This is a genomic window from Nonomuraea sp. NPDC049504, from assembly GCF_040676845.1.
Classification (GTDB): domain Bacteria; phylum Actinomycetota; class Actinomycetes; order Streptosporangiales; family Streptosporangiaceae; genus Nonomuraea; species Nonomuraea salmonea.
Window position 1 is genome coordinate 111,746 of record NZ_JBFAPT010000015.1, and the last position, 18,964, is coordinate 130,709.

At 73.1% G+C, this 18,964-nt stretch carries 18 protein-coding genes and 1 pseudogene; 5 read left to right on the forward strand and 14 right to left on the reverse strand.

From position 1 onward, the window contains the following. Positions 1 to 20: 20 nt before the first annotated feature. Positions 21 to 212: pseudogene (locus AB0K28_RS27575) on the forward strand (ABC transporter ATP-binding protein); the annotation flags it as partial. A gap of 60 nt (positions 213 to 272) precedes the next feature. Beyond that, entirely contained in the window at positions 273 to 599 is a 327-nt protein-coding gene (locus tag AB0K28_RS27580; protein WP_345394773.1) for an antibiotic biosynthesis monooxygenase family protein, read from the forward strand. Between the two features lie 62 nt (positions 600 to 661). Here the strand turns inward: AB0K28_RS27580 and AB0K28_RS27585 are convergent, their stop codons facing one another. Together AB0K28_RS27585 and AB0K28_RS27590 are read right to left on the reverse strand one after the other, a co-directional pair. Continuing rightward, entirely contained in the window at positions 662 to 1,108 is a 447-nt protein-coding gene (locus AB0K28_RS27585; RefSeq protein ID WP_345394770.1) for a GNAT family N-acetyltransferase, read from the reverse strand. A gap of 63 nt (positions 1,109 to 1,171) precedes the next feature. Next, positions 1,172 to 2,422: a hypothetical protein gene (locus AB0K28_RS27590; protein WP_364375533.1), complete on the reverse strand. Its 1,251-nt coding sequence runs from the start codon at positions 2,420 to 2,422 to the stop codon at positions 1,172 to 1,174. A 130-nt stretch (positions 2,423 to 2,552) separates the two neighbouring features. Between AB0K28_RS27590 and AB0K28_RS27595 the strand changes: the two genes are divergently transcribed. Further along, positions 2,553 to 3,074: a hypothetical protein gene (locus AB0K28_RS27595; RefSeq protein ID WP_364375536.1), complete on the forward strand. Its 522-nt coding sequence runs from the start codon at positions 2,553 to 2,555 to the stop codon at positions 3,072 to 3,074. Positions 3,075 to 3,080: 6 nt separating this feature from the next. Here the strand turns inward: AB0K28_RS27595 and AB0K28_RS27600 are convergent, their stop codons facing one another. From AB0K28_RS27600 to AB0K28_RS27610, 3 genes are all read right to left on the reverse strand, one after another. Next, a complete protein-coding gene (locus tag AB0K28_RS27600) occupies positions 3,081 to 3,509 on the reverse strand; it encodes a VOC family protein (RefSeq protein WP_345394762.1) in 429 nt (142 codons plus the stop codon). Between the two features lie 162 nt (positions 3,510 to 3,671). Then, on the reverse strand, positions 3,672 to 3,878 hold the full coding sequence (locus AB0K28_RS27605; RefSeq protein WP_364375539.1) for a helix-turn-helix transcriptional regulator: 207 nt from the start codon (positions 3,876 to 3,878) through the stop codon (positions 3,672 to 3,674). A 203-nt stretch (positions 3,879 to 4,081) separates the two neighbouring features. Then, on the reverse strand, positions 4,082 to 4,807 hold the full coding sequence (locus tag AB0K28_RS27610) for a helix-turn-helix domain-containing protein (protein ID WP_364375542.1): 726 nt from the start codon (positions 4,805 to 4,807) through the stop codon (positions 4,082 to 4,084). A 227-nt stretch (positions 4,808 to 5,034) separates the two neighbouring features. On the opposite strand from AB0K28_RS27610, the gene AB0K28_RS27615 reads away from it, so the two are divergent. Together AB0K28_RS27615 and AB0K28_RS27620 are read left to right on the forward strand one after the other, a co-directional pair. After that, positions 5,035 to 5,700, forward strand: coding sequence for a DUF4097 family beta strand repeat-containing protein (locus tag AB0K28_RS27615; RefSeq protein WP_364375545.1), 666 nt, complete (start codon positions 5,035 to 5,037; stop codon positions 5,698 to 5,700). 27 nt (positions 5,701 to 5,727) lie between these two features. Continuing rightward, a complete protein-coding gene (locus AB0K28_RS27620; protein WP_364375548.1) occupies positions 5,728 to 6,840 on the forward strand; it encodes a serine hydrolase domain-containing protein in 1,113 nt (370 codons plus the stop codon). Here AB0K28_RS27620 and AB0K28_RS27625 read toward each other — a convergent pair. From AB0K28_RS27625 to AB0K28_RS27665, 9 genes are all read right to left on the reverse strand, one after another. Further along, positions 6,816 to 6,962, reverse strand: coding sequence for a hypothetical protein (locus AB0K28_RS27625; RefSeq protein ID WP_364375551.1), 147 nt, complete (start codon positions 6,960 to 6,962; stop codon positions 6,816 to 6,818). The two genes, AB0K28_RS27620 and AB0K28_RS27625, sit on opposite strands and share 25 nt — an antisense overlap. 49 nt (positions 6,963 to 7,011) lie before the next feature. Continuing rightward, on the reverse strand, positions 7,012 to 9,696 hold the full coding sequence (locus AB0K28_RS27630; protein WP_364375554.1) for a lantibiotic dehydratase: 2,685 nt from the start codon (positions 9,694 to 9,696) through the stop codon (positions 7,012 to 7,014). 75 nt (positions 9,697 to 9,771) lie between these two features. Further along, positions 9,772 to 9,963, reverse strand: a complete 192-nt coding sequence (locus AB0K28_RS27635) for a thiomuracin/GE37468 family thiazolyl RiPP peptide (RefSeq protein ID WP_364375557.1) — start codon at positions 9,961 to 9,963, stop codon at positions 9,772 to 9,774. A gap of 14 nt (positions 9,964 to 9,977) precedes the next feature. Next, the gene (locus AB0K28_RS27640) at positions 9,978 to 11,744 is read right to left on the reverse strand and encodes an ABC transporter ATP-binding protein (RefSeq protein ID WP_364375560.1); all 1,767 of its coding nucleotides are present in this window, start codon (positions 11,742 to 11,744) and stop codon (positions 9,978 to 9,980) included. Between the two features lie 16 nt (positions 11,745 to 11,760). Further along, positions 11,761 to 13,698 (reverse strand): TOMM precursor leader peptide-binding protein, encoded by a 1,938-nt coding sequence (locus tag AB0K28_RS27645; protein ID WP_364375563.1) that lies wholly within the window; start codon positions 13,696 to 13,698, stop codon positions 11,761 to 11,763. Beyond that, positions 13,695 to 15,488, reverse strand: coding sequence for a hypothetical protein (locus AB0K28_RS27650; RefSeq protein WP_364375566.1), 1,794 nt, complete (start codon positions 15,486 to 15,488; stop codon positions 13,695 to 13,697). Before AB0K28_RS27650 ends, AB0K28_RS27645 begins: the two co-directional genes overlap by 4 nt. After that, positions 15,485 to 16,840 (reverse strand): SagB family peptide dehydrogenase, encoded by a 1,356-nt coding sequence (locus AB0K28_RS27655; protein ID WP_364375569.1) that lies wholly within the window; start codon positions 16,838 to 16,840, stop codon positions 15,485 to 15,487. The genes AB0K28_RS27650 and AB0K28_RS27655 overlap by 4 nt, the downstream gene beginning before the upstream one ends. Beyond that, the gene (locus tag AB0K28_RS27660; RefSeq protein ID WP_345394720.1) at positions 16,837 to 17,904 is read right to left on the reverse strand and encodes a thiopeptide maturation pyridine synthase; all 1,068 of its coding nucleotides are present in this window, start codon (positions 17,902 to 17,904) and stop codon (positions 16,837 to 16,839) included. The genes AB0K28_RS27655 and AB0K28_RS27660 overlap by 4 nt, the downstream gene beginning before the upstream one ends. After that, positions 17,901 to 18,773, reverse strand: a complete 873-nt coding sequence (locus AB0K28_RS27665; RefSeq protein ID WP_364375835.1) for a thiopeptide-type bacteriocin biosynthesis protein — start codon at positions 18,771 to 18,773, stop codon at positions 17,901 to 17,903. Before AB0K28_RS27665 ends, AB0K28_RS27660 begins: the two co-directional genes overlap by 4 nt. Positions 18,774 to 18,964: the final 191 nt, after the last annotated feature.

Below are 18,964 nucleotides of genomic sequence, written 5' to 3' on the forward strand. Positions count from 1 at the left end.
AGGAAGGACAAGGGCTATGCGACTCCTTCCCCCCGCTGCACGGACCCCTGTGCGAGCTGCGCGGCATCCCCGGCTCGCCGCCCGGCCTGCGGGCGCTGCCGGCCGGCTGGGCGTTCCTGCCGCGCTGCCCGCGCCGGCAGCCCGGGTGCGCGACGTCCAGGCCCGAGCTGCCGCTGGCCGGGCTGCGCCGCCGCGCGGACCAGCACCGGTGACCTGCGCACAGCACCGCCATCCGAGCCCGCCGCCGGCCGCTGCAGGTAAGCTCCGGCGGCATGGAGAAGGTTGCGCGGTATGGGAAGTTCGTGGCTCAGGATGGGCGAGGGGCGGAGCTGGCCGAGTTGTTGCTCGGCGCCGCGAACGCTCTGGAGGGGGTGGCCGGGTGTGAGTTGTACCTGGTCAATCGGCAGGCTGACGCGTCCGACACCATCTGGGTGACCGAGCTCTGGCGTAGTCAGGCCGACCTCGATGACGCCTTGAAGCAGGTGGCCGGTAGTCCGGAGGCTGCCGCGGCGATGCGGCTCGTTCAGTCGGCCGAGATGATCGAGCTGGATCTGCTGGGTGGCGCGGGCCTGGCCTCGTCAGGCTCCTCGGCCGCCTGAGCCGGGGGTCAGTCAGAGGGTGGCTCAGACCCGGCGGGAGGCGCTCACCCACATCATCTCTGTCAGAGGGGCAGTTTGAAGCCGTCGTGGCTCCTCGTGAAGCCGAGGGAGCCGTAGAAGCGGTGGGCTTCCGTGCGGCGCTTGTTGCTGGTGAGCTGCACCAGCGTGCAGCCCCGCGCTCGGGCGCGGTCGATCGCCCAGGTGAGCAGCTTGCGGCCGAGCCCGGCCCCGCGCTGGTCGGCGCGTACGCGGACCGCCTCGATCAGCGCCCGCTCCTGCCCGTGGCGCCCCAGCCCGGGGATGTAGGTCAGCTGGAGACAGCCCAGGACGGTGCCGTCGCCCTCGTCGAGGACGATCATCTCGTTCCGCTCATCCGCGTCGATCGTCTGGAAGGCCCGCTCGTACGCCTCGTCGACCTCGACCGTCAGGGGATCGACCACGGTGTCCTCACCGGCCAGGAGCGCGATGACAGCGGGCAGGTCGCGGCGCGTCGCCGTACGTATGATCACGTCGTCCAAGCATGCCAGGCGGGCTCCCGGCGGGCTCCCGGCGGTCGCCTGGGTTTTCGCCGCTCAGCCCTCCCGGCTCCGGTACGTGGCGCGCAGCTCGATGAGCTTCTCCTTGGCCACCTCGTCCAGGGCCCGCCGATGCTCCGGGTCCTCCTCCCAGGTGGCCTCCGCGCACAGCACCCTGGCCGCCTCGTGCGGCTCGGCGTCGCGTACGCGGTACCAGACGGTGTCGCCACAGGGCGCCCTGCCGGGGTCGGGGCGCAGGATCGTCACGATGCCGGAGACGAGGATCTGCCTGGTCCACGGGTTCCTGGCCAGCACCTGCCGGTCCACCGTCAGCCCGCCGTCCACGAGCTCGCCGCCCAGGTAGTCGTCCTCCCACCGCCATACGCGCCGGCTCACGCCCGGCCGCAGGTAGAGGCCGCCCCGGCCTTCGACGGGCACAGAGAACGTGTGCGTGCCGGCGCGGCACAGCTCCTTGGCGATGCGGTCGGCGTCGGCGCGTTCGCGCAGGCGGTCTTCGTCCAGGTCCTGCCCGGACAGCGGGTTCCGGTGCCGCTGCTCGGCGTAGTAGCGGTCGAGCAGCGGATCGGCGTACCGGCCCGGACGCATGCGCGGCGGCGTGCAGGTCGCCGCGGTGAGGTCGGCGCCGTCCTCGATGTCCAGCCCCTTCTCACGCAGCCACGCGTGTACGGTGACGCCCTCCTCCTCGGCCCGGCGGTGGACCTGACGCAACCAGCCGTCGAAGGTGTCGAGGTCGGGCTCGGCTCGCAGCGACGCCCAGTCCGTCACCGCCGAGACCGGAACCGGCACCTCCCGCCGCGACGGAGGCTGGACGAGCTGCTCGGGCTCGAGGTCGATCGAGTAGTAGAGGACGCCACGGGCGATGTAGGAGAACGGGGCCGCGTGCGCGATCGGGTCGAAGACGTCCCGGATCGGCCAGAACCTCAGCAGCCACGTCTCGTCGCACTCGCCCGTGCCGTGCCCGTCGCCCGGCCGGGGCTCGCGTAAGTACATCTGGACGCCGTACTCGAAATGCGGCGGCCCGATCAGGAAGTCGTGCCCCCCGCCGTCCATCGACGCGAGGACGGCGACCACCCCGCTCTCCGCGACGAACGTCGACGAGCTGACCGGCGTCCACAAGCCGTCCGCGGGCTCCGGCTCGGCGTCCCAGGACTCGAGCCGGAAGGCCGCGTTGAAGTGGTAGATCTCCTCGGTGGGCGACCCCCAGGTCGGCAGGTCGGTGCCGTCGAGCCCCATCGAGTTGTACTCGACGTAGACCTCGTCATCGAGACTCCGCAACAACCGCGCCATCGCCCGCCACCCTCACCTCGTGATCACCTGACCCGGCGAAGTATGGCCGACCCCACCGACATATCCGGTGGACGGCCGGCACAGGCCGGCCCGCGGAAAATGTCGGTCCGTGATCTTAGGCTTGCCGACCATGACTGACCTTCGCACGGTGACGTTCGATCTCGGCGTCCACTACCGGCAGGCGTACCTCGTCGACGACACCGACGACGGCCTGGGCCCCGATGGGCTGCCCGACGACCACCCCGAGCACCCCGTCGGCATCATCCGGGTGGACGACGGCGGAGCCTTCCTGGTCACCGGTCTGCACACCGGGGTCGTCGGTTTCGCGGTGAGCGTGGCCGACCACGACCCCGGAGCGGACACCGACGGTTACGAGGACATCGTGGAGGTCAGCTTCCGGTCGGTCGCCGGCCGGTTGTCCCTGCACGAATGGGGCGGCGCGGACGAACACGAGCTTCCCGCGCTTCCCGCCGGCCCAGGGTGGTACCGCTTGCGCTACCACGCTCAGCACATGGACGAGGCTGCGGAAGTGGACACGTCCGACGCCGTCATCGACCGCTACCTCCTGCAGATCTGGCCGCAGGCCGAGTCGGCGCCGCGCACGGTCAAGAGCACGAGCGGCCAGCTCGCCTACTGGCGCAGGCCGCGCTGAGCGATCTCAGATCACGCAGAACTCGTTGCCCTCGACGTCGGCCATCACCACCCACAGCTCCGGCGGCGTGCGGCGCTCGACGAGCGTGGCGCCGAGCTTCGTCAGGCGGGTCACTTCCTCCTCGATGCGGTTTCTGCGCTCGTCGCCCGCGAGGCCCTTCGAGACCCGGATGTCGAGGTGGAGCCGGTTCTTCGTGGTCTTGGACTCGGGGACCCGCTGGAAGTAGAGGTTCGGCAGCTTGCCGCGCTGGTCGATCAGCACCCGCATCTCGTTGCGTTCCTCTTCGGGGATGTTCTCCCCCTCGGCCCAGCTCTCCCACGAGGTGTAGCCGTCGGGCGGCGGCGGGAAGGCGTAGCCTTCGACGGCCTCGGCCCAGAACTCGGCGACCCGTTGCGGATCGGCACAGTCGAACGCGACCTGCAGCTCTGTCTCCATGTCTTCCCTTTTCGCGTGAGCCCGGCCGGATGCCCGGCGATGCTACGCGCCGCCACCGACAAATCCTGATCACATCAGAAGTCGGAAAGCATGTGACCCCGCACTTACCCGCCGCGTCCCTCACGTCATACCGGCAAGTGGGGCTAAGACGGGTTCGGACTGCTAGAGCTCCGACTGCAGCATAACCAGGTTCGTCCATTCATCCGGCGGAACTCCATACGCATTACTGAGGCTGGTGACGTCCTCCGGCGTGGGAACCAGCAGGCCCGTTTCAATGTCGGAAACCTTCTGGGCCGACAGGCCGGCGCGGCTGCCCGCCTCCTCAAGCGAGAGCCCGGAACGCTCCCTCGCGGCTCGTAGAGCATTCATCAGCTGCGGCCGCTGCGCTGCGGTAATGCGCTCGTACCCAACTCAGCGTGCCATTATGATTACGGCGCCAATGTGCCCTCACCCGCGCCGCGGATGGACCTTATGAAGCCAGCAGATACCTGTCCATAAGCAAAAGGCAACAGCATATTCCGTGCGCGAGCGAGAAGCTCGGCCAGCGGATTGCGCCTGTCCCATGCCCTTGTTCAGGTGGTCTCGTCGGTGGGTCTGGTGTGGAGGATTTCGCGGGCCTGGTCGGCGGCGCGGGCGATGCTTTCCGCGACGAAGTCGACGAAGCGCGCGATGTTCTCCAGGCGGGCGGCGGCCGGGGTGCCGGGGCCGAGGAGGCCGATGCCCTGGCGGGCGATCTCGCCCAGGTGGGCGATGGAGTGGGCGCTGGCCATCGTGGACTGGTACATGACGTCGTCGTCCACGACGTAGCGTTCGCGGCGGCGTACGTCGCGCTCGCGCCGGATGAGGCCCTGGCTCTCGAGGAACGTGACCGCCTTCGAGACCGATGCCGGGCTGACCTGGAGGTGGGCGGCCAGCTCCGCGGCGGTGAGGCTGCCGCTGTCGGTGGTGAAGAGGCAGGCCAGGACGCGGGCGGTCATCTTGGGCAGGCCCGACTGCATGAAGACGGTGGTGAAGGTCTCCTCGTACTCGCGTACGGCCTCGGTGTCGCGTCCGACGTGCTGCGGGGCCGCGCCCTGCGCGCGGGTGGCGGGCTTCTTGCGGCGGTGGGCGCGGCGTTCGGCGGCGCGGTGGGCGAGGTCGGCGCGGTAGGAGGTGGGGCCGCCGTTGCGCATGACCTCGCGGGTGACGGTCGAGGTCGGGCGGTCGAGGCGGCGGGCTATCTCGGCGTAGGCGAGGCCGTCGGCCAGGCCCAGGGCGATCTGCTGGCGTTCCTGCGGGGTGAGTCTGCCGCCCGGCATCGTGGTCTCCTCCGTGATCCGCGGTGTCCGCACACCATAGCGTTCATCACTGAGCTGTTGCAACGAAACGCGGCCTTGCTCATTGCGTTAGACGCAGGTCTGTTGCAATGATTTCATGGCTTTGACCTGCTAATCTTCAACCCAAGAGCAACGATGATGTTGTCAAAATCTGGAAAGCAACGTAGCTTTTCGTTCGTCGGAAACGAACGGACAAAAGGAGCGACACCATGCAGCACTTCGACACCCCCGCCGCCATCTCGACGGTCCTCGACATCGCCGCCGGGCACATCACCTTCATCGCCGCCGACCGCGCCGACACCACGGTCGAGGTCCGGCCCGCGGACGCCTCCAAGAGCCGCGACGTGAAGGCCGCCGAGGAGACCGCGGTCACCTACGACGGCGACGGCCTGCGGATCCACACCCCCGAGCCCAAGAACCAGTTCTTCGGCCCCTCCGGCTCCGTCGAGGTGACCGTGCGGCTGCCCGCCGGTTCGCGGGTCGAGGCGAAGGCGGCCGCCGGCGACCTCCGGGGCGTCGGGCGGCTCGGAGAGGTGTCCTTCTCCTGCGCGAGCGGCACGGTCAAGCTCGACGAGGCCGCGAGCGCCGACCTGACGCTCCAGGCCGGTGACGTCACCGTCGGCCGCCTCACCGGCCCGGCGCGGATCAGCACCCAGCAGGGCGACCTGCGCATCGCCGAGGCCGTACGCGGCACCGTCACGCTGCGCACCGCGCACGGCGACATCGAGGTCGGCGCCGCCCGCGGCGCCTCGGCCTCGCTGGACGCCGGCACCACGTACGGCCGCATCAGCAACTCCCTCACCAACAGCGGCGCGGCCGACCTGACCATCCACGCGACCACCGCGTACGGCGACATCACCGCCCGCAGCCTGTAAAGCCACCGATTACACCGAAGGAGCACCATGTCCGTCACGCATTCCGCCCAGGCCCGCCCCCAGTTGCAGCAGATCATCGAGGAGATGATCGACTCGGGCTTCATCGGGGTGACCCTGCGCGTCCACGACGAGCAGGGCGAATGGGCCGGCACCGCCGGGGCCGCCGAGCTGGGCGGGAGCGCCGGGCCGCCGGTCGACGGCCACGTCAGGATCGGCAGCAGCACGAAGACCTTCGTCGCGACCGTGGTGCTGCGGCTCGTGGCCGAGGGCAGGCTCGGGCTGGACGATCCGGTGGCCGGGCACCTGGAGGGGTTCGGGCTCGACCCGCGGATCACCGTACGGATGCTGCTGCAGCACACCAGCGGCGTGTTCAACTTCACCGGCGACTTCGACCCCGACGGCACGTACGTGCCGGGCAGCCCCGCCACCAGCTCGGGCGAGGAATGGGTGGCGGCCCGGTTCACGACCTTCCAGCCGGAGGAGCTGGTACGGCTGGCGCTGTCGAAGCCGGCCAGGTTCGAGCCGGGCACCGGCTGGAGGTACTCCAACACCAACTACGTCCTGGCCAGGCTGCTGATCGAGAAGGTCACCGGCCGCCCGCCGGCCGACGAGATGCGGCGGCTGATCATAGAGCCGCTCGGCCTGACGGGCACCGTCCAGCCGTCCGACGAGGTCGACGTCCCCGAGCCGTACGCGCATGCCTACTACCGATCCGAGCAGGGGACGGTCGACGTCACCCGGCACAACCCCTCCTGGATCTCCAGCGGCGGCGACATGATCTCGACCACCCGCGACCTGCAGACGTTCATCTCCGCGCTGGTGGGCGGCAGGCTCCTGCCGGCCGCGCTGCTCGAGGAGATGTGCGCGCCGCACCCGACCGGCATCCCCGGGGCGGGCTACGGCTTGGGGGTGTTCGTCCAGACCACGGAGGGCGGCGGCACCGTCATCAACCACAACGGCGGCATCGCGGGCCACGCGGCGCTCATGTACAGCACGCCCGACGGCGCCAGGACCCTGACCGCCGCACTGAACTACACCGACGACCCCACGCTCTCCCTGGGCCCGGCGTTCCAGAAGGCGACGGAGCGGCTCGTCAAGGAGGTGTTCGACGCGCCTCAGGAGAAGGTCTCGTCGAGCTGAGGATCGTGGAGAACCAGGCCGTGGCGGACGGCCGGCTCCGCGATCGTGACGAGCGCGGGGCCGGCTCGGTCCGCGTGGCTCAGGTGCGTGATCACATGGTCGATGCCGACCGACAGCGGCATCGACGCCCACGGGGTGTCCCGCTCATGCCGAGGACGGCGAGGGTGTAGCTCATGGGGCGGCGGTGACGTCCAAGACCAGCTCGGCGACGTGGTGATCGCCGCCCTCCACGGCGGAGGGGTCGGGCAGGGCCTCTTCGAAGGTCACCAGTGCGGTGCCGGGACGGCGCAGGGCGGCGACGAAGCCCCGAACCAGGAGGAGGCTGTCGAAGTCGAGGTACATGGGTTTGTGCCACTTCTCCTGGGCCTGGGTCCACGACGCCGGGGATTTGGTCTCGTCCATGGTGTCGGGGTCGGGCCGGGTACGGAAGAAGCACCTGCGAGGGATGCCCTCCGCGCGCCGCCACTCCGCCAGCCGCAGGAGGAAGCGGCTCTCCTCCTCGCCCTGGCCGGGCAGCGGCACCTCGCCGACCGGGAACCTGACCTGGGCCCTGCCGATCACCAGTGAGCCCGCCACCAGGCGGGGCCAGTCGCGGCGGCCGTCACGCGGGGCGGTACGAGACGGGTGCGGCGGCAGGACCGTGAGGGGCGGCACCTCGCCGGACAGCACCGTCAGCAGCAGCGAGAACGGCGGCAGGAACTCGCGCGCGGCCGCGCCGGTGTGCACGACGCGCACCTCGCGCCCGCCGGTCGTCGCCAGGCCGAGCAGGCCGGTCCGCTCGTCCAGGCGGACGACGAGGTCCTGGATCCGCAGCCGGGCGCCACCGCCACCGTCGCCGTCGCCGTCGCCGTCGCCGTCGCCGAGCAGGTTGGGGGTGCCCCCGAGCTGGTACGGGAGGCAGCGGCGGTGGTCGTTGAGCGAGATGCCGAACCGGCTGCCGAACTCCGCGTGGATCGGGCCGGTGCCAGGGTCCCGCACGCCGGAGTCCCGGCGGCCGGTCAGGTGGTCGAGGCGGGCGCGTACGGAGCCGAAGCCGGTGCCCAGCGCGTTGACCACGCCCAGCCCGCCGGCGGGCTGGACGTAGGCGCTGATGGATCGCACCTCCGGCACCCACGCGGGGTAGGTGGCGATCGCCGCCCGCAGCGCCTCGACGGGCACGGCGAGGGCCCCGGTCCCTCCGGTCTCGTACGGGGTCAGGGCCGCGAGGGCGGTGGCCATCACGTCGGCGAGCCGGCGTACCCCGTCGAGCACGCTGTCCTCGGGATGCCGGGCCGACGGCGCGAGGACGGTGCCGCGCAGCTCGGCGCCGACCTCGTCCATCTCCGTCATGGCCCACTGGTACTCGCGGTAGAACGCCAGCACGGGGACGGGGCCGCGCTCGCGCAGCCGCTCCCCGAAGAGCTCGGTCAGGGCCAGCCTGGCGGGGAGGTGTGGCGCGAAGGGGGCGATCCAGCGGCGGATCACGTCCAGGTCGCCGGCGACCGGCTGCCAGGTGCGTACCGAGCAGGCGGCCGGCGGCTCCGCGGCGACCGCCGTGTCGCGGACGTTGACGGCGGTCAGCGAGCTGAACATCGCGTGGTGCGGACTGCCCGGTGTGGCGAAGGCGGCCAGCTCGCGCAGCCTGCTCACCACCGTCTCGCGGCGCGCCCGATAGAGGTCGGCGTCGTCGGCCGCGGGCCGCGCCCCCAGCGCGGCGGCCGCCCGCCCCAAAGCGGCGGCCAGGGCGGGCGACGGAACAGCCGCCGAAGCGTCAGGAAGACCAGTTGACGGCCGGGTCCACGTGGCGGCGCCGGCGAGGACCTCGTGGGGATGGGTGAGGGGGAGGCCGCGGACCAGGAGGCCGGCGTCCAGGAGGTGGTCGACGAAGGCGTCCACCTCGTCGTTCAGGGAGGTGTCCCCCGAGGTGAGGCGGTCGCGGAGGACAGGGCGGGGCAGGCCGCCAGGCTCCTCGCCCAGCACGTCGATCAGGGCGAGGACGGACGGGCGGGCGGGGATGGCGCAGAAGCGTTCGCCGCCGAGCAGCCCGAGCATGCCCAGCCCGCGCAGGAAGACGATCTGCTCCCCCAGGCGCTGGGCGGAGGCGTTGAGCGCGATCGGCGCCGGATCGGCCGCGTGGTCCAGGACGAAGGCGGCGATGTTCTCGCGGATGTGGTAGTAGGAGAGCTCGAAGGCGCCGGAGCGATCGACCGGAACGGTCTCGACGGCGGGGCCGCCGGTGCGCCACCGCACGGGGCCGCTGGTGGCGAACGTGCTCAGGGGGCTGGTCTTGGTCGCGGCGCGGGCCAGGTAGCGGGCGAGCGTCGTCGTGGTGCCCGACCTGGGAGTTCTGCCGGGGTCGGCGATCCACTTCTCCAGCTCGGCCGCCAGTACGGGGCTCGTCCCGCCGAGCGCGATCCGAAACCCCGGGTCGGTCGCCGCCTTGAGCAGCGCGCTCAGGCCGCACTCCCGCTCGGCGGCGAGGACCTGCGGCAGGCTCTCCTCGACGGCGGCGAGGGCGGCGGTGCCGGCCAGCCAGTCCGCTATCCCGCTCGACACCTCCGACGGCAGGCGGGCGGCGATCTCCGGCGTCCATTCGCGCGCGGCCGGTCGCCGTCCGGCGTGCAGGGCCCGGCGCAGGCCGATCACGCGCGGGCGTACGCCGTCGCGGGGCAGGGCGCCGATCACGGGATGCAGCGCGTCGGCGAGCGCGCGTCCCTGGGCGCTCAGCCCGTCACGGCGGGCCAGCACGTCGTCGAGCGCCTCGGTCAGGCGCGGCGAACGGATCCAGTCGAGCACCGCCGTCGTCAGTCCCGCGACGCGGACCACCGCGTCGCCCGTCACGCCCACGATCAGGGCGGACGCCTCCCCTGAGGTCATCGCTCTCCTTCGCACTCCGGGAGCACCCGGCCCGGCCGTGAGGCGCCGGGCCGGGATCGTCGGCCGGCCGGTGGGCTACCTCGGTGACTTGGGCGAAGCGCTGCAGCAGCTGCAGCCGACCAGCTGGCAGGAGCAGCTGCAGTTCCTGGAGGCGCCGTGCTCCAGCATCCCGTGGCCGCCGGTCAGCGACTCGATCTCCAGGTCGCCGGTCTCCAGCTCGAAGACGTCGACGGGCAGGTCTGCGACGGAGAACTTCGCAGGGCTCATGGCGTTCCTTTCTCTCACCCGGCTCCCCCGCTGGGAGCCGGAGCACTTACGGGCGCGAGTCCGCCCAGCTGGTGGGCGAGCAGCTCGGCGTACAGGTCGTCGGTCCTGCTGAGCTCCTCGTGCGTCCCGACGACGCGGGCCACGCCGCGGTCGAGGAGGACGATGCGGTCGGCGTCCACGACCGTCGAGAGCCGGTGCGCGACGACGAGGACGGTGACCGACCTGGCGATGCCGCGTACGGTGTCGCGCAGGGCCGCCTCGTTGACCGCGTCGAGGTGCGAGGTGGCCTCGTCGAGCAGCAGCAGGCGCGGTTTGCGGAGCAGGGCGCGGGCGATGGCGAGGCGCTGCCGCTCGCCCCCGGACAGGGTGCCGCCGCGGTGCCCGACGGGCGTGTCGAGCCCGTCGGGCAGAGCGGCCACGAACCGGTCGAGCCTGGCCATCCGCAGCACCTCGGCCAGCTCCGCGTCCGTGACGTCCGAGACGCCGAAGGTCAGGTTGTCGCGGATGGTGCCGGCAAGCACGGGGGCGTCCTGCTCGACGTACCCGATGGCCTGGCGCAGCTGCGCGAGCGGCCACTCCCTGATGTCGCGCCCGCCGACCAGGATGCGGCCGTCCTCGTGCTCGTAGAACCGCTCGATGAGGCCGAACACCGTGGACTTCCCCGCTCCGGAGGCCCCGGCGAGCGCGGTCACGGTGCCCGCCGCCGCCGAGAAGTCGAGCCCTCTGAGCACGGGGCCGGCGCCGTAGCCGAAGCGCACGGAGTCGAAGCGCACGCTCAGGGGCGAGCGGTCGGCCTGCGGCTCCGGCGGGTCGTGGCCGGGCTCGGCCGGGTACGCGAGCGCCTCGGCGATCCTGGTCACCCCGGCGCCGGCCGACTGGTACGACGCCAGCGCCTGGATGACGTTCTGCATCGGCCCGATCAGGTAGAACACGTACAGCAGGAACGCCACGAGCACGCCGGCCTCGATGGTCCCCGCCGCCACCCGGGCCGCCCCGGCGGTCAGCACGGTCAGGAGCGCGAGCTGGTAGGTGAGGCCGGTGACGTTCGCCGACACGCCTTCCCAGAGCGACGCCCTGGTCCTGGCCCTGCGTACGTCCTCCGCCGCGCCGTGCAGGCGAGCCTCCTCCGCCCGCTCCGCCCCGAACGCCCGGATCGTGCGCAGCGCGCCAAGCGCCCGCTCGAGGTCGGCGCTGAGCGTGCCGACGGCTTCGGCGGTGGCCATGCTGGCGTTCCTGATCATGGGCGCGACCAGGCGGAACACCAGGAACGAGAGCACGACCACGGCCAGCGTGAGCCCCAGCAGGAGCAGGTCGAGCCAGGCCATGAAGACGAGCACCGCGACGATCACGGGGATGTGCACGCCCAGGCCGACCAGCACATACGTGGTCAGGTCGTCCACGCTCGCCGCGTCGGCGGTGGCGCGGGACAGCAGGTCACCGGGCCTGAGCCGGTCGAACGCCGGGATGCCGAGCCGCACCAGCCGCGAGGCCAGCCGCTGCCGGACGTCCCTGGTCAGGGTGACGCCGGTCCGATCGAGCAGGAACCAGCTGCCCGCGTTGAGCAGCAGGTTGGCCAGGACGAGCGCGACGATCAGCAGCACGGACCCGGCCGTCCGGTCGCCGTCGGCGATCTGCCCGACGAGCCGCTGCGTGGCCGGCGGCAGCGCCAGCACGCTCGCCGCCGAGAGCAGCGCCAGCACGAGGCCGAGTGCCAGCCGGGCGCGGTAGGGCCGCGCCCAGTCCAGGAAGGTCCGCCACACGGCCGCCGAGTGTCGAGTCATGATCTCCTCCGCGGCTTCAGGGGAACGGGTGCGGATCGGTGCTGAGGTCGTCCTCGGTGAGAGGGCGGCCGATGTGGCCGAGCCGGTGCGGCACCTCCAGCAGCCGGGGCAGCCCGCTGGTACGCCGGTACCGGTGCCCGAACGTCATCGGCACCGTCCCGGGGATCAGCACCTTGACCGCGTGCAGGTCCATGGCGCGCAGCTCGTCGGAGGTCTGGTCCACGACCACCACGTCCATCCCCGACGCGGTGTAGCGGCCGACGACCGCGCGCATCAGCTCGCCGAGGTCGTCGGAGGCGAACTCCTCCGTGTCAGAGCCGACCTCGCCGACCGCGCGGGTGGGCGTGCCGGCGGTGAGGAAGGCCAGCCGGGCCGCGGCGCGGGGGTCGTGGTAGAGGAGCGGGTGGTCCTCCATCTCCTGGACGGCGGAGGAGTCCGCGGCCATGGCCGCCGCCCTGGCCCTGATCTCGGGGCCGCCGCCGTACTTGATGCCGTTGGTCAGCATGTCGCCCAGCTCGGCCACCGCGCCCGCGACCGCGCGGCGGCCGGACAGGTGGGAGCCCGCGGTGCAGAACGCCGCCGGCAGGTCCGTGCCGGGAGGCGCGGTGGCGAGCGCCCAGACGGCGGGGATGCCGTGCTCGGTGGTGATGTCGAACAGGCGCAGGTCGTAGCCGGTTTCGGCGCGCAGGGCGGCGAGGTGGAGCGCGTTGACCTCGTCGAGGGTGGCGAGGTCGAGCTCCGGTGCGGGCAGCCGCGCGTACCAGGTCAGCAGGAAACCGTCGCGTTCGGCGATCTCCAGCATCCCGTACAGCACCGCCTCCTCCAGGCTGGAGCCGAGCGCGCAGCCGTTGGAGATCTCGTAGACGAAGGGGCGGTTGTCGGGTTCGTGGGAGTGCGTCCCGTAGTAGGCGACGGTCTCGGGCACCAGGATCGGCTCGCCGCGCAGGAACGACCAGCCCCACACCCAGCGGTAGTTCCGGTCCGGGTCGAACGGCTCGTACGCGAAGCCGGGCTCCTCGTACGCCTGCGGCGGGTGCAGGCCGAGCGTGCGCGGGTCCAGCGCCCGGTCCCGCAGCTCGTGGTACGTCCCCACCTTCGGCGGGTGCAGCCGTCCCGGCGAGGCGGAGAACCGTTCGAGCGCCTCCAGCAGCGCGATCGTCCTGCTGACCCGGCGCTCCGAGGCGCGCCCATAGCCTCCCGATCCCCGGGCCCACCGGTGCGACACCTCCGCCGTGCTGAGGATCGCGCCGCCGGAGGTGCGGTCGTGCAGCAGCCAGACCACGCCGGTGCGCTCGTCCACGTACGTGTCGGTCAGCGCGTCCAGCTCCCCGACGAGGTCGCGCCCGCGTACGGCGCCCTCGGCGTGGCTCGGGACCGGGCTGGGCGTGCCCAGCGCCGCCGGCGGCTCGTCGGTCACGCGCGGGCCGCAGACCGCGCAGAGCGGGTCGGGCAGCACCCGGTGCGGGGTGATCGACAGGTCGTGCAGGTCCACGGTGAGCACCGTGCCGCGGGTCCGCGGCGTCGCACCTTCGGCGTACGCGCGCAGGTCGTCGGCCATCAGAGCCGCGGCAAGCCCGGCCGCGCCCCCGGTCAGCAGCGGCGAGGGCGCGGCGAGCCGGTCGGCGTGGCGCTCGCGGACGATCTCGCCCCGTTCGTACGCCGGAGCGGCCCACGACTGCCGGTACGCGGCGCAGGAGGCGCACCCCTGCTCGCCCGGCGTCTCCCAGGGGCCGATGACGATCGTGTCCAGCTCGACGCGGGCGGGGAGCACGGGGCCGGTGAGCCTGGCCCGCAGGTCACGCGGGACGACCGCGGCCCAGCCGTCCGCGGCGGCGACGGTCGGCCCCGGGGGCAGCTCACTGTCGGGAAGAGGAACGGCCGGTACGCCGAGCCGCTCCGCCACGGCGCCGGCGATCCGCCCGCCCGCCAGCACGGTCACGGGGTGCTCGGTCATGCCTGACGTCCTTCCTTGACGATCGCCACCCGCACGCTCAGCGGGGCGATCGCCGCCACAAAGGGGTCGTGGTCGAGGGGGATGACGACGGCGCGGCGGCCGTCGGCGGCCAGCGCCGCCGCGACCTCGTCAGGGTCGATGGACCGGCCTGGATCGACCCACATGGCGGTCGGCAGGGACGGCCTGGGCTCGGCGGGCGGGCGCGGGCGGCCCGCGTGCACGCGTACCTGGACGGCGTAGAGCGCGTCCAGCAGGCCCCTGGTCCAGGCCGCCGACGCGGTCCCCGCGGTCCTCGCCACCTCCACGCCGCCGCGGCGGAACGACAGCACGGTGACGCCGAAGCGGCCCCCGTGCTCCCGAACCTCGGGCAGCTCGCCCAGCTCGGCCAGCAGGGCGAAGCAGCGGCGGCCCGTCGCGTCCAGCTCGCCGGGATCGACCGTGACGGGGATTCCCCGCACGTCCTCGATCAGCTCCTGGTCGCGCGTCCAGTGGGTGCACAGCCCTCGGGCCACGGCCTCGTCCCAGCTCGCGCCATAGCCCTCGCCCACGCCGGTCGCCGGGCGGGGGAAGGCGTCGTGCGCGGGCAGCCGCACGGTCGCCGCAGCCGCCAGGTCGTACGCGAGCGCGGACCCGCCGCCGTCCACCAGGCGGCGCGGGTCGACCATGGCGGCGGCGTACCTGGTCAGCGCGGCACGGGCCGCTTCGATCCTGGTCTCCGTGTAGTCGAAGCCCACGGCCCGTACGACGCCGTCGCCGACCTCGGCCTCCGACACGTGCAGGGGGCTCTGCGCGGCGGAGTCGTCAGGCCGGAAGCGGAACGGGCCGAACAGCTCGTCGGCCGCCCTGACCGCCGCGTCCGAGAACGCCTGCCCGTCCTCGACGGGCCGGAATCTGAGGTGCACCACCCGGGTCAGCAGCGCCTCGGGGGTGGACGCCGTGGCCGGCAGCTCGTACGGGTGCGGCGCGCAGTGGTGCCTCGACGTGGTGAGGCCGGGGCCGATCCTGGTCACCTTGCCCGCGTGGCGCGGGTCGGCCGTGCCCGTGGCCCAGCGCAGCACCGCGCGTCCCACCTGGGCGGCGGCGGCCTCCACGTGCAGGTCGCTGATCGGCTCAGGGGCGCGCGGGGCCGTGCGGAGGCGGGTGCGCAGGGATGCCGGGCTGAGCGGGTCCTCCTTGGCCCCGCGCACGGGGACGTACCAGATGTCCGTGCCGTCCCGCAGCACGTGCCCGACGGCGAGCCCGTCCCGTGCCGCCCATTCCCGCCCGCCCGCGCCCAGCTCGCCGATCACCAGCAGCACGTCCAGACTCCACAGGTCGTCGTCGCCGAGCGCCTCCGCCGCGCACACCCTGACGTCCCCGGCCCCCGACGTCCGCAGCGCGCCGGCGACCGCCTCCGCCAGCGGTCCGCCCGCCTGGCCTTCGTGCGCGACGGCGACCTTGAGCTCGCGGAAGCGCGCGAACGCCGCCCCCGCCCCCTCGGTGTGCGCGCCCACGAACGCGACCTCCGCGGGCCCCGCGACCGGCTCGCCGTCGGGCGGGGCGGTGACCTCGCGGACGACGCCCGCGTCGAGCAGCCGGGTCAGGATCTGCCGGGCCATCGCCGCGTGCGCGATCGGCAGGCCCGCCGTGATGTCGTCGAGGCCGGATCGGCCGTCCAGCTGCGGTACGAGGGCCTCGACCCACCGGGCGATCGACGGCCCCGTGAGCGTGACCGGGCCGGCCGGGGTGACGATGTGCAGCCCGTTCTCGATCGGCGCCATGTACGTGTGGTCGGCCAGGCGCAGCCTCATGCGTTCCCTTCCGTGTCGTGCTCCCCTGCGACGGTGCCGAGCATGAACTCCCCCACCACGTCCTCGCTCAGGGGATCGGCGCCCGTGATGCGCTGGAAGGCGCGTGGCGCGCCGGCGCCCAGGGCGCAGCCGCCGAGTCCCATGGCGGTGGCGACGAGGTACATGGTCTGCACCAGGACGCCGAGGTTCTTCAGGATCAGCGCGTACGCCAGCCCCTCGTACACCCACATGAGCCGCTCGAACCTGGCGGTCACCAGCACCAGCACCTGCGGCATGACCGGGGCGTCCGACATGGAACGCGCCGCCTCCAGCAGCGTCCGCTCGGCGCCGGCCTGCCGGCCCACCAGCTCCAGCCGATGCCCGTAACCGTCGTAGTGGTACGTCCCCGGCTCAAGCCCGGCCACCTGGTGCGCCACCACGTACAGCTCCAGCTCGTGCACGCCGCCACCGCCGGGATAGGCGCGGCGCGGCCGGTCGCCGTGCGGCGTCGGGTGGTCGGCGGTCGCGGCGCAGCGGTGCAGGAACTCCGCGAGCTGCCCCAGCGTGATCGGCCTGGCGGCGTCGTGGTCGCGCAAGGACCGGCGCGCCTGAAGCACCTCGGTCAGCTTCGGGTCGGCGGCGACGACGCGGGCGAGGTCAGGGCGGGGCAGCTCGGTGACGGGCCCGCTCGGCGGCCGATGACCCGCGTCGGTGACGTGCTCCCGCCCCCAGTACGTGGCCCCGAACCCGCCGGCCACCCCCACCTCGCCGTCGATGCCCCGGCTGCTCCGGTGGAACGCCAGATCGACCGCCGACCACTGCCGCACCCGGAACTCCGCGTCCTCGTCCCCGGTCACGGCGAGCCCGGCCCGCAGCAGGTCCCGCCGCAGCATCGCAGCCGCCCGCGCGCCGACCCCCGGAGGCGGGACGCGGGAGCCGGGGTCGGCGAGCACGGCCAGCGCACCGGGAGTGTGCACGGTGACGGACGCCCACGCCCGGGGTGACGTCGCCCGCAGCCCACCGCCCGGCGCCGCCGCGATCGTGGTGAAACGCGACAACCGGCCGACAGCAGGGTCCGCGGGGCCGTCGCCGTCCGGGCAGACCTGCGGGTCCAGCGTGTAGACGGGCGTGTCGCCGTCGTACACGGTGGCGACGAGCCAGCCGTCCTCCCGCAGCCCTGACAGCAGCCGCCGAGCCGGTGGCGGAAAGGCGTCGGCGCGGTGCTCACCCGAGGCGAGCGCCCGCACCACGGCCAGGTCGTCGCCGCCGATCGGCCGCACGTCGGGGTAGCCGACCAGGTGGACGCCGCTCCGCCCGCGACCGGCCGACACCCCGGCGCGCAGCCGCAGCGTCTCGTACACCGTCCCGCTCATCCGGCGTCCCCGGCCGCCGCGAACGCGCGCAGGACGTCGGTGGCCTGCCTGCCGGTGCGCCGCTCCACGGCGGCGGCGACCAGGTGGCAGAGGAAATACCGTTGCAACGGCGTCACTCCCAGGCGGGTGAACTGCAGGTACATGAGGTTCAGCACGAGCCGGAAGAGCGCGAACCAGGTGGAGGGCAGCACCTCGGCGAGCCAGCGCTCGTTCTCGGCGAGCGCCCGGTGGAACGGGCTGAGGTCGCGGTAGGCGTCCCGCACCGAGGGGAGATCGCCGTCCTCACCGAGCGGGAGCAGACCGCGCCGGCGCAGGCCGAGCCCGCGCTCCCGGCTCGCGAGCAGGGCGGCGACCAGGCTCTCCGTCGCCTCGTCCACGGCGCCGGAGTCGAGCAGCGCGTCCAGGCGGGTTGCGAACGCGTCGGCGCGGGCCTCGAAGCGCGCGTCCCAGGCTAGCCGCCGCGCCGCGCCGCCGCCCTGCTGGGCGAGGAAGGCGTCGGCGTGTGAGCGGAAGCTGAGGTAACCGGCCTCGATGCCGTCCTCGTGGAACTCGTCGGCCACGACCACCATGGCGTCGAACGCCGCCGTGAGCACGTCGCGCCCCTCCAGGACGGCGAAGGCGTGCTCGTTGGCGGCGCACATGAAGTCCGCGTACAGGGCGGCGGCCTCGGGCGTGCCGTGCACCGCCGTACGGTCGTCGTACGGCTCGACGTGCCAGGAGTTGTCGGCGTAGAAGGGGGTCAGCGGGCCGCGCTCCGACTCGGCCGCGGCCAGCCGGCGGTGCAGCGGCAGCAGCGCCTCCACGTCGGGCGGCACCGAAGGCAGCCCGGCCAGGTAAGGCTCGATCCTGGCCGCGACCACCGGCAGCACGTCCGTGAGGAAGGCCGGTTCCGAGGCTTCGACGTGCAGCCGGACGTGCGGCCCCTGCCGCCAGTGCCGGGCGAACCAGGACCGGTGCCCGCGCCCGGCCAGCTCCGCCATGACCGGCCGCACGGCGTCCAGCAGCAGCCGGTCGGTCGCGTCGCCGTAGTGGTGGACGTGCACGCTGTGCCAGCCGGTCGTCATGCGAGGGCCTCCTCCTCGACCAGCTCCGCGAAGGTCCTGTCGGCGAGGTCGCGCAGGTGGAGCTCCTCTTCCTGACCCACGCCGAGCCGGTTGCAGGTGAGGTGGGCGCACATGTCGAGCACGGGCCCCGCGTCGGGCCGGCCGGCCAGCGTGGCGGCGGAGGCGGCGAGGGCGCCGGCGAACCCGGACGGCTGCTCGGGCGGGTTCGCGGCCAGCGTGCGCGTCCGCTCGGCGAGTGCGCGCAGGGCGGGGCGGCGGCGCAGGTAGCGGGCCCGCTCGCCGGGCTGCCACGGGTGTGGCTCGCGCCGCGGCCATCCGGTGCCGCGCGAGGCGATCCACCGGTTCAGGGCGAGCACGGCGAACGCGGCCGTGGTGCGCCGGTCGTCGGAGGGGCCGGTGGCCAGCAGCCGGCGTACGGCCGTGCTGCAGCGGACGAAGTGGTCCTCGACGGCGTGCAGGGCCGCGCCGGTGCCGTACTTGTCGGTCTCCGGCCGGTACGGGAAGAAGGCGAACGAGTTCGGCGGGCGGCGGCGGCGCTCGTACGACTGCCGCAGCTCCCGCTCCGCCATCGCAGGCGCGTAGCGGTCGTAGTCCTCCTGGGTCACCCGGACGAGCGCCGGAAGGCGGTTGAGCGCGTCCGCGATGGCCCCCGACAGGATCCGCCGCACGTCGTCGACGCGTCCTGGCCGGGCCAGGACGCGGACCCGCAGGTGCGGCCCGCCCTCCCAGTACCGCAGGAAGAACAGCCCGCGGGCGGCCCCGTCGGCGTCGAGCCTGCTCTGCACGGCGGCCAGCAGGTCGGTGATGACGAGGTCGAGGTCGCCGTCGTGGAAGACGTGGGCGCTGACCCACGACCGCGCGTCGGCCATCCGCACCACCCGCTCCCTGGTCCGTCCCGACCGGCTATCGGGCCGGTCGTCACGAATGACTGGATTGCGGGGAGCGTAACGAGCGGTGGAATACGTCCGGCACACGCCGCGTATACGCGCCCGGTCGGAGCCCCGTGCGCAGCGGCGACGGCGGCGATCAGTCGGCGGGTCGGACGAGGTTTCAAGGTCGT

Coding starts and splice junctions, on each gene's coding strand:
- AB0K28_RS27580 (WP_345394773.1), top strand. CDS start 273: ATGGAGAAGGTTGCGCGGTATGGGAAGTTCGTGGCTCAGGATGGGCGA.
- AB0K28_RS27590 (WP_364375533.1), bottom strand. CDS start 2,422: ATGGCGCGGTTGTTGCGGAGTCTCGATGACGAGGTCTACGTCGAGTAC.
- AB0K28_RS27595 (WP_364375536.1), top strand. CDS start 2,553: ATGACTGACCTTCGCACGGTGACGTTCGATCTCGGCGTCCACTACCGG.
- AB0K28_RS27600 (WP_345394762.1), bottom strand. CDS start 3,509: ATGGAGACAGAGCTGCAGGTCGCGTTCGACTGTGCCGATCCGCAACGG.
- AB0K28_RS27605 (WP_364375539.1), bottom strand. CDS start 3,878: ATGAATGCTCTACGAGCCGCGAGGGAGCGTTCCGGGCTCTCGCTTGAG.
- AB0K28_RS27610 (WP_364375542.1), bottom strand. CDS start 4,807: ATGCCGGGCGGCAGACTCACCCCGCAGGAACGCCAGCAGATCGCCCTG.
- AB0K28_RS27615 (WP_364375545.1), top strand. CDS start 5,035: ATGCAGCACTTCGACACCCCCGCCGCCATCTCGACGGTCCTCGACATC.
- AB0K28_RS27620 (WP_364375548.1), top strand. CDS start 5,728: ATGTCCGTCACGCATTCCGCCCAGGCCCGCCCCCAGTTGCAGCAGATC.
- AB0K28_RS27625 (WP_364375551.1), bottom strand. CDS start 6,962: ATGCCGCTGTCGGTCGGCATCGACCATGTGATCACGCACCTGAGCCAC.
- AB0K28_RS27630 (WP_364375554.1), bottom strand. CDS start 9,696: ATGACCTCAGGGGAGGCGTCCGCCCTGATCGTGGGCGTGACGGGCGAC.
- AB0K28_RS27635 (WP_364375557.1), bottom strand. CDS start 9,963: ATGAGCCCTGCGAAGTTCTCCGTCGCAGACCTGCCCGTCGACGTCTTC.
- AB0K28_RS27640 (WP_364375560.1), bottom strand. CDS start 11,744: ATGACTCGACACTCGGCGGCCGTGTGGCGGACCTTCCTGGACTGGGCG.
- AB0K28_RS27645 (WP_364375563.1), bottom strand. CDS start 13,698: ATGACCGAGCACCCCGTGACCGTGCTGGCGGGCGGGCGGATCGCCGGC.
- AB0K28_RS27650 (WP_364375566.1), bottom strand. CDS start 15,488: ATGAGGCTGCGCCTGGCCGACCACACGTACATGGCGCCGATCGAGAAC.
- AB0K28_RS27655 (WP_364375569.1), bottom strand. CDS start 16,840: ATGAGCGGGACGGTGTACGAGACGCTGCGGCTGCGCGCCGGGGTGTCG.
- AB0K28_RS27660 (WP_345394720.1), bottom strand. CDS start 17,904: ATGACGACCGGCTGGCACAGCGTGCACGTCCACCACTACGGCGACGCG.
- AB0K28_RS27665 (WP_364375835.1), bottom strand. CDS start 18,773: ATGGCCGACGCGCGGTCGTGGGTCAGCGCCCACGTCTTCCACGACGGC.